Below are 14,664 nucleotides of genomic sequence, written 5' to 3' on the forward strand. Positions count from 1 at the left end.
TGGCCTCGCGCCACGGCGCATGCGGACGTAGCTCAGTTGGTAGAGCGCAACCTTGCCAAGGTTGAGGTCGCCAGTTCGAACCTGGTCGTCCGCTCAGAAGGAGAAGCCCCCGGTCGATCATTGGATTCGACCGGGGGCTTCTTCGTGTATCGGTGGGGCGAGTGTCCCGGTGGGGAGATCCACTGTCCCGGTGGGGAGATCCACCCTGGGAAATACGCCCGTGGGAAATCCGCTTACCGCCAGCTCGTTCCGGTGAGGACTTCGTACGCCTCCAGGTACTTCGCCCTGGTCGCGTCCACGATCTCCTGCGGCAGCGCGGGCGGCGGCTGCTCGCTCTTCCTGTCCCAGCCGGAGGCCGGGGAGGTCAGCCAGTCCCGTACGTACTGCTTGTCGTACGACGGCTGCGCGTGCCCCGGCTCCCAGGTGGCGGCCGGCCAGAACCGCGAGGAGTCGGGGGTCAGCACCTCGTCGGCGATCACCAACTGGTCACCGTCGAAGCCGAATTCGAACTTGGTGTCGGCGAGGACGATCCCCCGGTCGCGGGCGACATCACGGGCCCGGCCGTAGACATCGAGGGTCGTCCGGCGCAGCTGGGCGGCGGTTTCCGCGCCGACCTGGCGGGCGACTTCCTCGTACGTCACGTTCTCGTCGTGGTCACCGACGGCCGCCTTCGTGGCGGGGGTGAAGATCGGGCCCGGCAGCTCGGAGCCGTCCATGAGCCCCTCGGGGAGCGCGAGTCCGCAGACGGTTCGGGACTGCTGGTACTCCAGGAGCCCCGAGCCGGTGAGATAGCCGCGGGCGACGCACTCCACCGGGACCATGCGCAGGGACTTGCAGACGAGCGTGCGGCCGGCCCAGTCGGCGGGGGCGCCGGCCGGGACGTCGGTGGAGATCACATGGTTGGGTACGAGGTCCGCGAGCCGCTCGAACCACCAGACCGAGAGCTGGGTGAGGACCCGGCCCTTGTCGGGGATTTCGGTCGGCAGCACCCAGTCGTACGCGGAGATACGGTCGCTGGCGACCATCACGAGGTCGCCCGCCTCGTTGCGGTACAGATCGCGCACCTTGCCGGTGTGGATGTGCACCAGGCCCGGGACCTGCGAGGGCTCGGGCTTTTCTACGAATCCGGACACGGTTCCTCCCGGTGGTTCTGTCCGATCTGAGAGATCGCCTCGATTCTCCCGTATGCCGGAAGCCCCAGCTCGCAGGGGGCGTTCGCGCCCTTCGTTCGCGCCCTTGGTGTCAGGCCCCTTTGCAGATCCGGTCGAGGAGATTGGCGGTCGCGCGCTGGATACGGGCATCGACATGGCCGGGGCGGTCCAGGGCCGGCGACCAGGCGAAGGTCCCGGACGCGAAGACGAGCGCGCCGGAGGGGGCCCGGTAGAGCGAGGTCTCCTGATGGCGCCGGACGTTCTCGCTGTCGCGGTACGGGGAGTGGGCGAGCAGGATCCGTTCCTGGTTCTCGGGGAGTGCGGTGCGCGGGAAGTAACGATCGGCCTCGCCCGCGACCAGCCCCTCGATCTCGTCGCCCTCGGTCGCGCCGGTGGCTTCCCAGAGCCAGTGATCTGCGTTCCGTACGACCAGGGGATACGGCTCCGGGACGCGGCCCGCGTACTGGATGCCGAGCAGCTGCTGTTCGGGCTTGTCCACCTCACGCCAGAGCGCGGCACGCCCCGGGCCGCGCCGCTTGCGGCAGGTGAGGAGACGGTCGGGGACGCCGGAGGCCGAGGGGCCCAACTCGACCTGCCAGTACATGGTGTTGGCGGAGAGGAAGACCAGTGAGGTGCCCTGGTCGCGCGCCAGCTCGACGGTGCGGCGCATGGGGACGGACCAGTACTCGTCGTGGCCGGGGAAGATCAGGCCCCGGTAACGGGTGGGGTCGATGCGGCCCGCGTGCAGATCGCGGCTGTCGGCGTAGGCGAGGTCGTAGCCGTACCGCTCGGCCCAGCGGATGAAGTCGTAGGCGTGGCCGACGTGGAGGGGCAGGCCCGCGCCCGCGTAGGGGCGGTCGAAGGAGACGGTGGTCGCGGCGTCCCGCTCGCCGAGGAGCCGGCCCTGTTCGTCCCAGGCGTGGTAGAGGCTGGCACCGGTGCGGCCGTCCTCGGGATAGAGGTTGTAGGCCTGCCAGGTGATGTCGGGGAGCAGCAGGAGCAGGTCGGCCGGGCGGTCGTCGCGGACGGTGAAGGGGATGTGGGAGCGGTGACCGTCGACGGTGGTGAGGACCGCTACGTAGGCGCCGAGCTTCCAGTGCGACGGAATCTGGAGCCGCCAGGAGAGCCACCAGTGGTGGCAGGAGAGGGAACGGTCGGCGGCGAGGGGCGGGGGCTGGACGATGCCGGAGAGCCGAGGGCTGGTGGTTATCTTGAAGGCGCCGTCGCCGCCGTAATGACCGATCCGGTAGATGTCCACGGAGAACTGCTGGGGCGGGTCGACGGTCACATGGAAGTCGATCGCCTCGTCGGGCGCGACGGCACTGGCGGACGCGAACCCCTTGATCTGGCGGTGTACGTCGTCGGCGGTACGGGTGCCACCGCTGTCCGGATTCGGGGCGGCGTACCAGGGCACGACGTGCCCCGTGTCGTCGAAGTAGTTCTCGCTGCCGCGCAGCCAGGGCAGCGGGCCCTGCCCGAAGGGATCGCTGACCGCGTGGGCGAGAGCGCCCGATTCCCATCGCCGGATCTGGTCCGCCCCCATGGTGCGCCCCTCCTCCGAGCCCCCGCGCCTGTTGGTGGCACGGTCGTGGATATATGCGTCGATACGAGCGCCGACGCGCCGGTGTTGCGACCGTTTGACCGACCGGGGATACGGCCGGCATCGCGGTCGACTCTCAGCGTGTGCCCCCAGCACATCACATAACGCACGCATCCCGTCACCGTTCGTCGCGAATTGACGTTAACGGAGCGGGCTACTCCGGATGCGGGATGTGGTAAGGGGCAGAGAAGCGTGTGGGGGAGCGCGGGGTGTACGGAGGGGCGCAGCGAAAGCAGGAGGGGGAGCATCCGGCGGCCGGGAGGGGCGCTGGGGACACGGGACCGCGGGCGGGGCGGTATGGGTACGGGGGTGCCGTGCTTGTACGGGGCGGTACGGGGCCGCCTCTTGCGAGGTCGGCGGGGCGGCGGAGTTCGCCCCTGGGAGGTCAGCGCGGCTCGGCAGGGCTCACCGCTGGGTGCTCAATGCCGAAGGCTCACGGGTGGGGGCTCACGAGTCGGGGCTCACAGTCGGGGGCGGAGCTCACAGTCGTACGTGGGTTCTGCGGCTCAGACGAGCCGTACGGGCTTCTCGGGCCGCACGCCCAGCGCCGCCAGCCAGGAACGGAGCGGCCCCGCGTCGCCGCCCTCGACCAGGCTGAGGACGCGTCCTCCGAGGTCCGCGCGGCGCTCTCCGTCGACCAGGAGGGTCGGCCCGTCCAGCCAGTCCAGTCCGGGGGCGGCGCCGGCCGTATCGACGGCGGAGCAGCAGACCATCGCCGTGACATGGTCGGCGAGCAGCTCGCGGCCGGTGCGGGGCGGCTGGAGCGGGAAGAGGGGCAGCGGGTCGGTGCCCCAGAGCGCGAGGGCGTCGCCCGCGGCCTCGGCAGGGGTGGGCGGGGCAGCGGCTTCCTCGCGGGCCAGCTCCGCGCTGATCCCGGCGGCCAGGGCCTCGCCGACCGTACTGCCTCCGACGAAGCCGTCCTCGCCGCCGGCACCGCCCGCGTACGCCTCGCCGCCGGCACTCTTCCCGTACGCCCCGCCGCTGCCGCCGTGCCCGGTCCCGCCGTCCTGTCGGGAGAGGTGGTCCATGACCCGGGCCAGGGTGGGCCCCGGGGTCAGCGTGGAGCCCGCGGCGTCGGCAGAACGCCGTACCCCCAGACCGTCCAGGACACGGTGCAGCCGGGCCGCTTCCGTACGCCACTTACGGTCGACGACCTCTTCCGGATACTGCTGCCAGTCGACCGGGGACCAGTCGGGGCCCGCGTCGGCCGGGCCGCCGTGGAACAGGCGGGCGGCGAGCAGCGACGTCGCCTCGTCGATCGCGCCCGGCTCTTCGAGCAGATCGCAGGCGGGGCGCTCGCCGAGCCGGGAGGTGAAGCCTTCGGCCAGGCGGTCGCGACGGGAGAGCTCCGTGAGCGCCGACACCACGCCGGCGTCCAGTCGGGAGGGCCAGCGGCCCATGCGCCAGGCGGGCAGCGCGACCCTGGTCAGCAGCCGGTCCCAGCCGGCGTAGGCGAGGCCCACCTGTTCCTGCGCGACGATTCGCAGGCCGTAATCCACAGCCTGTGCACGCTCGGACGCGGCTGCCGCGACGCCCCGCTCCATCAGGGCGGCATGCTCGCCGCAGCTGCGCAGCAGCAGGCGGGCGATGCCGCCGACGAAGACGAGCGGCACCCCCCGGACCGGCCCCCGGCCGTGGCGCGCCGAGACGGCCACCGCCGCGTCGAGCCCCCGGACGAAACGGCGGGCGGCGGCTATGTCCGGGTGCGCGGAGGGACCCGTACCGGCGACGACCGGCGCGAGCACAGCGCGCAGCTCGGCCACCCGCATCCACCACAGGAAGGGCGAGCCGATCACGAGGACGGGCGCGGCGGGAACCCGTCGGCGGTGTCCGCCGCCGACAGCGATCGCGTGCGCCGGGTGCGTACGGTCCTCCAGCCAGCTGTCGCAGTCCGGGGTGAGGGCTATGGCGGAGGGCGCGGGCACATCGAGCCGCTCCGCGAGGTCGTGCACCAGCCGGTAGAGGTCGGGGGCGGCCTGCTCGGTGATCCCGACGGTGGGGCTGAGGGCGGGCCTGGCACGGGCGATCACGACGGCGACGGCGGCGGCGAGGAGCAGCACGACCACCGCGAGGCCCGTCACGGCCCAGCGGACGGCGTCCCAATTCCCGCCACGGACACGGCCGGTGGCCCCACCGACGAGCAGCACGACGGCGACGGCCGCGGGCAGCAGCGCGACGGCCAGCGCCCTGCTGCGGATACGCAGCACGGCGAGAGCCCGGACGCGGGCGCCCTGAGCGCCCACCTCGTCCCCCATACCGGAACCGGAGCTGGAGCCGGTACTGGATCTGGAACTGGAGCCTGAACTGGACATCGTCGGATCTCACCCCCTCTGCCGTACGGCTGCGTTGCCCACTCCCCCACTGTGACACCAGCCACTGACATCGCAATGCCGGTGGGCCAAGTGCCGGAACACTTGCGCCGCACCCTAGTTGGACGCCGGAGACCCGTCATCCGGATGGCCTATTCGTCACCCGATGGAATGGCTCTGGTCAAAGCTGCTGACGCGACGGTGTCCGGGGGGCGGGTCCGGGGATCGGGAGGGTGAGGTGCGTGGCGGGGGGGCGCAGGCCGTGGACTGCGGGGAGCCGACCACGGGGAGCGGGGGGGGCACGGCGCGGACGGATCGATCCGACATCGATCCGACGGAGTCACGCCCGTACGGCCGGGCGGGCGCGCGAACCGCTGCTGCCCGGCTGCACGGGCGCGCGAACCACTCCGGACCGGACCCGCCGGGACAAGCCGGGCCCCGGCCGTGGACGGCCGGGGCCCGGATGCGCGACGCGTGTCCCTGAGGCGCCTACGTGATGCGCCTGTCCGTGAAGCGCCTGTCGTGAGGCGGGATCAGGCCTCCGCGGCCTCGCGTGCGATGTCCGTACGGTGCTGGGAGCCTGCCAGGCTGATCCGGTTCAGCGCCGTGTACGCCCGCTCACGGGCCTGCCTCAGGTCCTTGCCCGCGGCCGTGACCGACAGCACGCGGCCACCGGCGCTGACGACCGTATCGCCGTCCAGCCTGGTCCCGGCGTGCAGAACGTACGCGTCGGGGGCATCCTGTGCCGCGATCTCGTCCAGGCCCTCGATCGGGTCGCCGGTGCGCGGGGTGTCCGGGTAGTTGTGCGAGGCGACGACCACCGTGACCGCGGCGTCGGCGCGCCAGGTCAGCGGGGGCAGATCCGCGAGCGTCCCGTTGGCGGCGCCGAGCAGGACACCGGCCAGCGGGGTCTTGAGCCTGGCCAGGACCACCTGGGTCTCCGGGTCGCCGAAGCGGGCGTTGAACTCGATGACCCGTACGCCTCGGCCCGTGATCGCGAGCCCCGCGTACAGCAGCCCGGAGAAGGGCGTACCGCGGCGGCGCAGTTCGTCGACCGTGGGCTGGAGGACCGTCTCCAGGACTTCGTCCACCAGCTTGGGGTCGGCCCACGGGAGCGGGGAGTACGCGCCCATGCCGCCCGTGTTGGGGCCTTCGTCGTTGTCGAGGGCGCGCTTGAAGTCCTGCGCGGGCTGGAGCGGGAGGACCGTCTCGCCGTCGGTGATGGCGAAGAGCGAGACCTCGGGACCGTCGAGGAACTCCTCGATGACGACCCGGCCGCAGGCGAGCGCGTGCGCGCGGGCCGCGGCGAGGTCGCCGGTCACGACGACACCCTTGCCGGCGGCGAGCCCGTCGTCCTTGACGACGTACGGGGGGCCGAACGCGTCGAGTGCGTCGTCGACCTGCTCCGGTGTGGTGCAGACGTAACTGCGGGCCGTCGGAACGTTCGCCGCGGCCATCACGTCCTTGGCGAAGGCCTTGGAACCCTCCAGCTCCGCCGCCTCACGGGACGGGCCGAAGCACGGGATGCCCGCGCCCCGTACGGCATCGGCCACCCCCGCCACCAGCGGCGCCTCGGGCCCGACGACGACGAGCCCGGCCTCCAGCTCGGTGGCGAGGCGGGCCACGGCCGCGCCGTCCATCGCGTCCACCGGGTGCAGCTCGGCCACCTCGGCGATCCCGGCGTTGCCGGGGGCGCAGTGCAGAGCGCTGACGTCGGGGTCGAGGGAGAGAGAACGGCACAGGGCGTGTTCGCGGGCGCCGCCGCCAATGACAAGGACCTTCACGGAAAGCAGCCTAACCGGGACGCGGTGCCGTTCCGTCTGCGGGCCTTGGACGGGACACCGAACGGAGACCCGCTAGTCGTTCGTATATTCCTCTACGACGGTCGCCCCGAGCTCGCGCATGATCAGGTCGTGGCCGGAGAGCGCGGAGTCGACCAGGTCCGGATCGTCCTCCTCCGGAATGTCGTCCTCCAGGGACACCGGGGGGCGCTGGGCGGGTCTGTTGTCGTCCCTGGGCGGCTCGGGCCGCGCGGGGGCGGAGCCACCGGAGCCCGTGGACCCCTGAGACGCGGACGCCGACGAGGACTGAACTGCGGATCCGTCGGGGCGCTGCCCCTGGAAGGGACCCGGGCCCGGGTCCGTCGGACGAGGCGCGGAGCCGCCACCGGAGCCGTATCCACCGCTCGCACCTGAGCCGCTCGCACCGGGGCCGTTTCCGCCTGGACCGTTCGCACCGGGGGCGCCGCCGCCGTATCCGCCGGTGTTCCCGCCGCCGTAACCACCGGAGCCGGCCCCTCCGGCGCCACCGCCACCGCTTCCACCGAAGCCGCTACCGCTACCGCCTCCGCCGAAGCCGCCACCGCCGGTACCTCCGCCGGCCGTGGACGGCGGGGCCGTCCCACCCGACGGGTCGATGATCGCTTCGATCTTCCACTGCACATGGAACTGGTCGGCGAGCGCCTGCTTGAGAACGTCCTCGCTCCCGCTGCTCGTGAAGTTGTCACGGGCGCCCGCGTTGATGAAGCCGACCTGGAGGGTCGTGCCGTCGAACCCCGCCACCTGCGCGTTCTGACTGAGCAGGATCCAGGTGAAGCGGCGGCGGTTCTTCACGGCCTCCAGGATGTCCGGCCACATGTTCCGTACCTGCCCGGCGCCCTGCGTCATCCCCTGGCTCGGCGCGGCGGCAGCGGGACCCGGTCCGGCGGACGCGGCCTGAGCGGGCGTCGCGGCCGGCCTCGACGCGGCCCCCTGCCCTTGTCCCTGTCCTGGTGCCGACGCGGTGGGCCAGCCGCCGGGACGGCGGCCACCCTCGGGAGCGGAAGCCGGCGCGGCGGCGCCGGGCCACGCCCCGGGCCGAGGCGGCTCAGCGACGGGTTCGGAACCAGGAGCGGGTTCGCGAACGGCGGGCGGAGCCGACTCGGATACGGCGGGAGCCGCCGGGGCCGCAGGGGGGCCTGGGACCGCCTGGGGCGCTCCTCCTTGAGCCGCCGTCGCAGGCGGTACGGGGGCGTGCGCCTCGGGCCCGGGGGCGTACCCCATCGGGGGGCCGGGCGCGTACCCCGCCGCCGGGCCGGGACCGCCGGCCGAGAACGCCGCCCCCGCGGTCGACGCGGCGGCCGCCACCCCTCGCTCCAGCCGGTCGAGCCGCGCCTGCACCGAACGCTCGTCGTCAAAGGCCGCGGGCAGCAGCACGCGCGCGCAGATCAGCTCCAACTGGAGCCGGGGCGAGGTCGCGCCACGCATTTCCGTCAGCCCCGTATTGACCAGATCGGCCGCCCGGCTCAGCTCTGCCGCCCCGAAGACCGACGCCTGGGCCTGCATCCGCTCGACCACATCGGCGGGCGAGTCGATCAGGCCCTTCTCCCCGGCATCCGGCACGGCGGCCAGGATGACCAGGTCCCGCAGCCGCTCCAGCAGGTCGGCGACAAAGCGCCGTGGATCGTTACCGCCCTCGATGACCTGGTCCACGACCTCGAACGCCGCGGCCCCGTCCCCCGCCGCGAAGGCGTCGACGACGGAGTCCAGCAGCGACCCGTCCGTATAACCGAGCAGAGCCGTGGCCATGGCATACGTCACACCGTCATCGGCCGCGCCCGCGAGGAGCTGGTCCATGACGGACATCGAGTCACGCACGGACCCGCCTCCGGCCCGTACGACCAGCGGCAGCACCCCGTCCGCGATGGGGGTCTGCTCCTTCCCGCACACCTCGCCGAGATACTCGCGCAGCGTCCCCGGCGGCACGAGCCGGAACGGATAGTGGTGCGTACGCGACCGGATCGTCCCGATGACCTTCTCGGGCTCGGTGGTCGCGAAGATGAACTTGAGGTGCTCCGGCGGCTCCTCGACCACCTTCAGCAGGGCGTTGAAGCCCGCCGAGGTGACCATGTGCGCCTCGTCGATGATGTAGATCTTGTAGCGGCTGCCCGCAGGCCCGAAGAACGCCTTCTCGCGAAGATCACGGGCATCGTCCACACCACCGTGCGACGCGGCGTCGATCTCGATGACGTCGATCGACCCCGGCCCGTTCCTGGCGAGGTCCTGGCAGGACTGGCACTCACCGCACGGCGTCGGCGTAGGCCCCTGCTCGCAGTTCAGACAGCGCGCGAGGATGCGCGCGCTGGTCGTCTTCCCGCAGCCACGCGGCCCACTGAACAGGTAGGCATGGTTGACCCGGTTGTTCCGCAGCGCCTGCTGCAGCGGATCAGTGACATGCTCCTGCCCGATGACCTCGGCGAATGACTCGGGGCGATAACGGCGGTACAGCGCAAGGGACGACACACCTACGACGATATCGGCCCCCTACGACAACGCGCCCGGACCACCGCCCCTCAACGCAAGCGCCCCTCACGCACCCGCCAGAGCCAACCTACCCTTGCTGCCTTCCGGCCCTGGGGGAGTTCAGTCAGATAGCGCCACGTGAGGGGCTCCGCACACAGTACCCGATCCCAGCGGCCCAGATCGAGCCGGTGGGAGGCCCCCCTGAACGTGTTCGCGAGCACTCCCCAACGTCTTGTATTGTTTGCCGCGGAGGATTCGCCTAGTGGCCTAGGGCGCACGCTTGGAAAGCGTGTTGGGGGCAACCCCTCACGAGTTCGAATCTCGTATCCTCCGCCAGTGCCTCACCGGGCACTAACGTTGAAGGGCCCCATCGCTTGCGGTGGGGCCCTTCAACGTGTTCCTCAACCCTCGTCGTAGCCGTCGATGTTCGTCAACAAGCGCACCATCGCTCGCGAGAACGCAGGACAGACCGGACCTCGGTGGCCGACTGCTCGACCGGGCCGGCGGCCGTGCACTCTGCGCGGGCGCACGGTGGCTCCGCGTGGACGCCCGGACGCCCGGACGCCCGGACGCCTGGACGCCTGGGCGCCTGGGCGCCCGGACAGCGAACGAGGGGCTCCAGCGGACTACCCCACACACGACTTCACGCACTTTCGTACCGTCCACGAGGGTGCGCCCGCACCACCACTTCGCTTCTCTCGCCCTGGAGCCGAAGAACAGCCCCTGCCGGGAGCGCCCCCTCGCGAGTCCGAATCTCGTATCCCCCGCCTCCCCCGCCATCACTCTCACCGGGGATGCCTGGATATATCCAGCGAGATATACTTGTCGTGCGAGCTGATATCTCCGGAGGTGCTCAATGAGTCGCACAGTGATCGACCTCGACGACGAACTGCTGGCCGACGTGGCTCAAGCGCTGGGGACCGGCACCAAGAAGGAGACGGTCAACAGCGCTCTGCGCGAGGTACTCGAAAACCGCCGACGGGCCCTCGCTCTCACTCGGCTGCGGGCTGCGGCCGACGAGGGAGGCTTCGACCTGGAGCTCTTCGAGGACAAGAGGAACTACCGGCGGTGAGTGCGGCACAGTTCCTGATCGACACCAGTGCGCTCGCCCGATTCCTCCGCAGCGACGCCGAACAGTACGGCTGGGACCAGGCTGCCTCGGCCGGGCTCATCGCGACCTGCCCCGTCACCGAGCTGGAGTTCTTCTACAGCGCCCGCTCCGCCGCGGACCGCGCGCGTGGCATCGAGGACCTGCAGTCGCTCTTCGGCTGGGTGCCCGTTGACGACCGCGCGTACGATCGCGCTTGGCGGGTTCAAGAGCTGTTGACCCAGCGTGGTCAACACCGCAGCGCCGGAGCTGTAGACCTCATCGTCGCCGCCACCGCGGAGCTTCAGGGACTGACCCTCCTGCACCGCGACCACGACTTCGCATGCATCGCCGCCGTCACCGGCCAGGCCATGCAGTGGTACGGCCCGGAGTCCGGCAAATGAGCGTCCGCTTGGTCTCAACTCTGGTCTCGTTCACCGGCGTACGCCACAGTTCGGCAAGCATGTAGCCGCTGGCTACGCCGCAGGTCGGGATGCCAGGGACCGGCCCCGAACCATCCAGACGAGCCTCTGGAAGGCGTGTGGGGCGGCAACCCCTCACGAGTTCGGATCCCGTACCCTCCGCCAGTGCCTCGCCGGGCACGATGTTGAAGGGCCCCACCCTTCTGGGGATTCGGGCCGTCGTTGCACAACTGGCCCTGAGAGACCGCTCAGACCTCGGCTGAGATCCCGAACTCCGCCCCTGAGATCCCCGCCAGCGAAGCCGTCGCCACCCGGAGCGGCTCCTGCAGGGCGTTCAGGTCCATGCGGAACGTGTCCACGTGATCCCAGGCGCCCTCGTGGTCCAGCGGGCTGGTGTGGGGCGGACGGTGGGCCTCCCAAGCCTTGAGGAGGGGGTGCCAGCGGGTCATGAACGGGCGGAGCACCTCGTTCAGGAGATGGTCCGCCACCGACTGGACGGAGGGCGCCGTGTTCGGTTCCAGGCCGATGCTGTAGCGGTGCAGCGTGTCGCGGGTGAACGGGAACAGGCTGTTCAGGGAGGTGAGCGCCTCACGCAGGCTGCCGCTGCCGTCCGGGAGCTGCTGTACGCCGATGCGGCTCACCAGCTCGACCTGCAGGTCGAAGGCGGCCATCCGCTCGGCCTCGCTGACCGTCATCGGCATGCTCTCCTTCCGTACACCGGGAACCGGGAGTCCGGGAGCAACCAGCGTAGCGGCCGTGGCTCCGAGGCTGGAGAGAACCGCACGGCGCAGTTTCTCGGCGCGGGCCGAGTCGTCTTCGTGGTGGAGCCAGGAATGGGCCGTGACCGGGTGCAGACGGTGCGGGACGGGGGTGAGCAGTCCGCGGGCGGTCAGCTCGGCCAGACCGGCACTCGCGCGGCGCAGGGCTACGGCACGGGGCAGCCGATCGGTCACGGCGAGGACGGTGGCCGCGGTCTCGGCAGTGACCGGCAGGGGGGACAGGGCGAGTGCGCAGCGCAGCACGTCCTGGGCCTCGGCGGGTGCGGTCAGGGCGTCGCGCACGTGGTCCACCGTGAGCTCCTCGCCGGCGAGGACGTCGAGCAGGGAACGGCCCGGTTCGTACAGCCGGCTGGCCAGGGCCGCGGGATCCTGGCCGGCGCCCACCGCGCGGCCGAGCAGTCCGAGTGCCCCAGGGTGCCCGGCGGCGGCATCGGCGATCTCGGGGGCGCCCGCGAGGACGGCGGCGGCCAGTTCGGGGAGCGGTTCCAGGTCGAGGTGTTCGCCGTATCCCCCGTAGGCGCGACTGCGGGTGATCAGCAAGGTGCGGACCAGGGGATGGGGGGCGGTGAGCGCCGTGACGGCGCGGGGTGGCAGGCCGTGGGGCACGTCGTCCACGACGTACAGACAGGGGCCGTCGGGTGTCTGCGGCGGCTGCGGCGCGTCGGCGCGTGCCCAGTGCACGCCGCCGGGGAACGCGGCGCCGAACCGCAGCGCGTACTCCCGTGCGAGCCGGGTTTTGCCGATGCCCGGCATGCCACGCAGCTGCACGGGCCGGGCCGAGGTGCGGCCCGTGACGAGGGGTGCTTCCTGGACGTGCAAGGCGCTGTGCAGGCGCCACAGTTCGGGCAGCCTGCCGGTGAACTCCCCTACGGTGGCGGGCAGCTCGCCGTGCACACGCGGGGGCTCGGAGCCCAGCCGCATGGGGCCGGGCACCTGCCGAAGGTGGGCGAGGATGTCCGGGACGAGGGTCTCCGGTTCGCCGTGCCGGGTGTCGCGGAGCTCCACAGGGTGGATGTGCGCGGTGTCCGGCTCGGGGTTGACCACCAGGACCCGGCGGCGCGGATCGCCCTCGCCGAGCCCCGCGAGGAATGCGGCGGTCAGCTCCCATTGGCAGGCCGGGCGCTCGGGGTAGCCGGTGGAGTAGTACGCCAGCAGGACACGGGAGCCGGCGAGCGCTCGGCGGATGGTGTCGCTGATGCCGGCGAACCCGGCGACCGCGGACTCGTCCGTGAACACCGTCAGCCCGGCCGCGATGAGCTCCTCGTGGAGCCGGCGGACGTGCCCGGCGTCTTTGCGGCTGTAGCTGAGGAAGACGTCCCACACGGTGCCATACCCTACTGTGGGGAACCGGGGAGGCGATCATGACGCAGTCCGGCGAGACGCCGCGGCGGGGGCGTACGGGGCCTTCGCAGGTCACGGCGAAACTGACGATCCCGTTCGTCGGCGAGGTGGCGGGCCTGTGGGAGCCGGCGGACGCCGAGCGCACGGCCGCCTGGGAGCTGTACTTCCAACTGGCCAGCCGGGTCGCGGTGGTTCCGTTGGAGCGGGACGAGGGTGTGCTGCGCGAGGCTCTTACCTCGCTGTACTCCCTCTACGACGTCACCCGCGGCATCCTGCACGAACACGGCCCGGCCGTCGCGCCGCCGGTGCCGCCTGGCCGGCTCACCTTCGGAGTACTGGCGATGGTGACGCTCAACCGCGTGCTGCGGCCTCTGCTGACGGTGTGGCATCCACGGCTCTCGGCGTACGAGGCGCTGCGGCCGGAGGGCACGGATCCGGTGAGTTACGAGCGGGCCTGGCCCGAGGCCGACGAGCTGCGGAGCCAGCTGGACGCCACCCGTCAGGCACTGCGTTCACTGGCCCGGACGCTGCAGCAGGTGGCCGGGGTGGGTGACCTGATCGATCTGCCGGTTCCCAGGCCGCCGCTGCCACCACCGGCTCGTGCACCGCAGCCGCCCGACCAGCCAGGCCCGCGTTATGGCGATGGGCCCACTGGGGGCACCCCCCCCCGCTGACCAGGGGTAGTACGGCATTTTGCGGGGTTCCACGCCGCGTCGGCCGGGCTTCGCAGGGGGCTCGGTCCTGGTCTCGTTCACCGGCGTAACAGCACCGTTCGGACGCCCCGGTTGCCCCCTCCGGCTCACCGCGTGTAGCCCTTCACGTACGAAATGCGCGGGTTCTACTGGCCCGTTGGCTCGCCCGGTTCGGTGTCGTGGCCTGTCTGCGGGACGAGGTTCGCCGCCCGCTCGGCTGCGAGCTTGCGGTGGAATTCGAGAAGCCAGCCAGGTGGGTCGTGGAAGAGAGCGGCGAGTTCACCGACGGTTCTCACGTACAGGTGCTGCTTCATGCCGGTGGCGTGGGCGATCTGGAGGGCCTTGGTGACCTGCACAGGCTGCAGCTGTTCGGTGTGCGGCTTGGCGAGAGTCCGCTCCGCCCGGGTCGAGATCAGCATATGGGGATGCGGCGGGCCGATCCGGGGTGCCGGAGGAGTCGGCACAGGTGCGGTGCGGACCTCGGGCCCGGCAGTCGGCGGTCGTGACAGCTGACGGCCGAGGTTGGCGGTCCGCTCGGCCGCGAGCTTGCGGTGGAAGCCCACCAGCCACTGCGGTGGCGAAGCGAAGACCGCTTGGAGGTCATATACGTTCCTGATCACCAGCCCGCGGCTCTCGAACGTCCCTGGTGCCACCTGGAGTGCTTTGCCCACCTGCGTAGAGGTCAGGGTCCGTTCAGGGAGCAGGGACAGCAGCGCCTGGGCCTTGGCCGACACGAGCAGGTCGGGGTGCGGGGGCGCAGCCGGTGCCGGTGCCGTGCGCCGGGGTGGCATGAGTACGGGGGTGACAGCGGGCCGCCGCTGCTCGGCGAAGGTCACCAGCTTGGTGACCGCGGTGTCCGGGATGTGGCTCCAGCGGGGTTGGGGGCGGTGGTTGGGGCGGGCGGTGGGCCGCTGGTACCGCATCGGCAACCGCCAGCCCTCGTGCCGGGCCAGCCTGGACGCGTCTCGTGCTTCGGCCTCCGAGATGCCGCCCTTGGCCGTCA

Annotated in this window: 10 protein-coding genes, 2 tRNA genes and 1 other RNA gene; 5 read left to right on the forward strand and 8 right to left on the reverse strand. The window is 71.6% G+C overall.

Features of this window, described 5'->3' with window-relative positions; translation table 11 throughout:
• The first annotated feature begins 21 nt into the window (after positions 1-21).
• A tRNA-Gly gene (locus tag ACIQD6_RS34290) sits at positions 22-94 on the forward strand.
• A 139-nt stretch (positions 95-233) separates the two neighbouring features.
• Here ACIQD6_RS34290 and ACIQD6_RS34295 read toward each other — a convergent pair.
• From ACIQD6_RS34295 to ffs, 6 genes are all read right to left on the reverse strand, one after another.
• Positions 234-1,133, reverse strand: a complete 900-nt coding sequence (locus ACIQD6_RS34295) for a phosphoribosylaminoimidazolesuccinocarboxamide synthase (RefSeq protein WP_401890429.1) — start codon at positions 1,131-1,133, stop codon at positions 234-236.
• 109 nt (positions 1,134-1,242) lie between these two features.
• Positions 1,243-2,694, reverse strand: a complete 1,452-nt coding sequence (locus ACIQD6_RS34300; protein ID WP_401890432.1) for a N,N-dimethylformamidase beta subunit family domain-containing protein — start codon at positions 2,692-2,694, stop codon at positions 1,243-1,245.
• Positions 2,695-3,257: 563 nt separating this feature from the next.
• Positions 3,258-5,006, reverse strand: a complete 1,749-nt coding sequence (locus ACIQD6_RS34305) for a hypothetical protein (RefSeq protein WP_401890435.1) — start codon at positions 5,004-5,006, stop codon at positions 3,258-3,260.
• Positions 5,007-5,593: 587 nt separating this feature from the next.
• The gene (purD, locus tag ACIQD6_RS34310) at positions 5,594-6,844 is read right to left on the reverse strand and encodes a phosphoribosylamine--glycine ligase (protein WP_401890436.1); all 1,251 of its coding nucleotides are present in this window, start codon (positions 6,842-6,844) and stop codon (positions 5,594-5,596) included.
• Between the two features lie 72 nt (positions 6,845-6,916).
• The gene (locus ACIQD6_RS34315; protein ID WP_401890439.1) at positions 6,917-9,340 is read right to left on the reverse strand and encodes a DNA polymerase III subunit gamma and tau; all 2,424 of its coding nucleotides are present in this window, start codon (positions 9,338-9,340) and stop codon (positions 6,917-6,919) included.
• A gap of 52 nt (positions 9,341-9,392) precedes the next feature.
• Positions 9,393-9,491: signal recognition particle sRNA small type (ffs, locus tag ACIQD6_RS34320), an RNA gene on the reverse strand.
• Between the two features lie 97 nt (positions 9,492-9,588).
• Here ffs and ACIQD6_RS34325 point away from each other — a divergent pair.
• The 3 genes from ACIQD6_RS34325 (at position 9,589) to ACIQD6_RS34335 (ending at position 10,831) form a co-directional block, all read left to right on the forward strand.
• Positions 9,589-9,676: transfer RNA gene (locus ACIQD6_RS34325), tRNA-Ser, on the forward strand.
• Positions 9,677-10,196: 520 nt separating this feature from the next.
• On the forward strand, positions 10,197-10,412 hold the full coding sequence (locus ACIQD6_RS34330; RefSeq protein WP_401890442.1) for a type II toxin-antitoxin system VapB family antitoxin: 216 nt from the start codon (positions 10,197-10,199) through the stop codon (positions 10,410-10,412).
• Positions 10,409-10,831 carry a PIN domain nuclease gene (locus tag ACIQD6_RS34335; protein ID WP_401890444.1) on the forward strand — a complete coding sequence of 141 codons (423 nt, stop codon included), beginning with the start codon at positions 10,409-10,411 and terminating at the stop codon, positions 10,829-10,831. The genes ACIQD6_RS34330 and ACIQD6_RS34335 overlap by 4 nt, the downstream gene beginning before the upstream one ends.
• 266 nt (positions 10,832-11,097) lie before the next feature.
• Here ACIQD6_RS34335 and ACIQD6_RS34340 read toward each other — a convergent pair whose 3' ends face one another.
• Positions 11,098-12,951, reverse strand: coding sequence for a TIR domain-containing protein (locus ACIQD6_RS34340; RefSeq protein ID WP_401890447.1), 1,854 nt, complete (start codon positions 12,949-12,951; stop codon positions 11,098-11,100).
• 38 nt (positions 12,952-12,989) lie between these two features.
• On the opposite strand from ACIQD6_RS34340, the gene ACIQD6_RS34345 reads away from it, so the two are divergent.
• Entirely contained in the window at positions 12,990-13,643 is a 654-nt protein-coding gene (locus tag ACIQD6_RS34345) for a hypothetical protein (RefSeq protein ID WP_401890450.1), read from the forward strand.
• 164 nt (positions 13,644-13,807) lie between these two features.
• Here ACIQD6_RS34345 and ACIQD6_RS34350 read toward each other — a convergent pair.
• The coding region (locus tag ACIQD6_RS34350) for a hypothetical protein (RefSeq protein WP_401890452.1) at positions 13,808-14,664 on the reverse strand (857 nt) is incomplete at its 5' end.

Origin of the sequence: Streptomyces sp. NPDC088400, from assembly GCF_044753355.1 — a bacterium.
Taxonomy (GTDB): domain Bacteria; phylum Actinomycetota; class Actinomycetes; order Streptomycetales; family Streptomycetaceae; genus Streptomyces.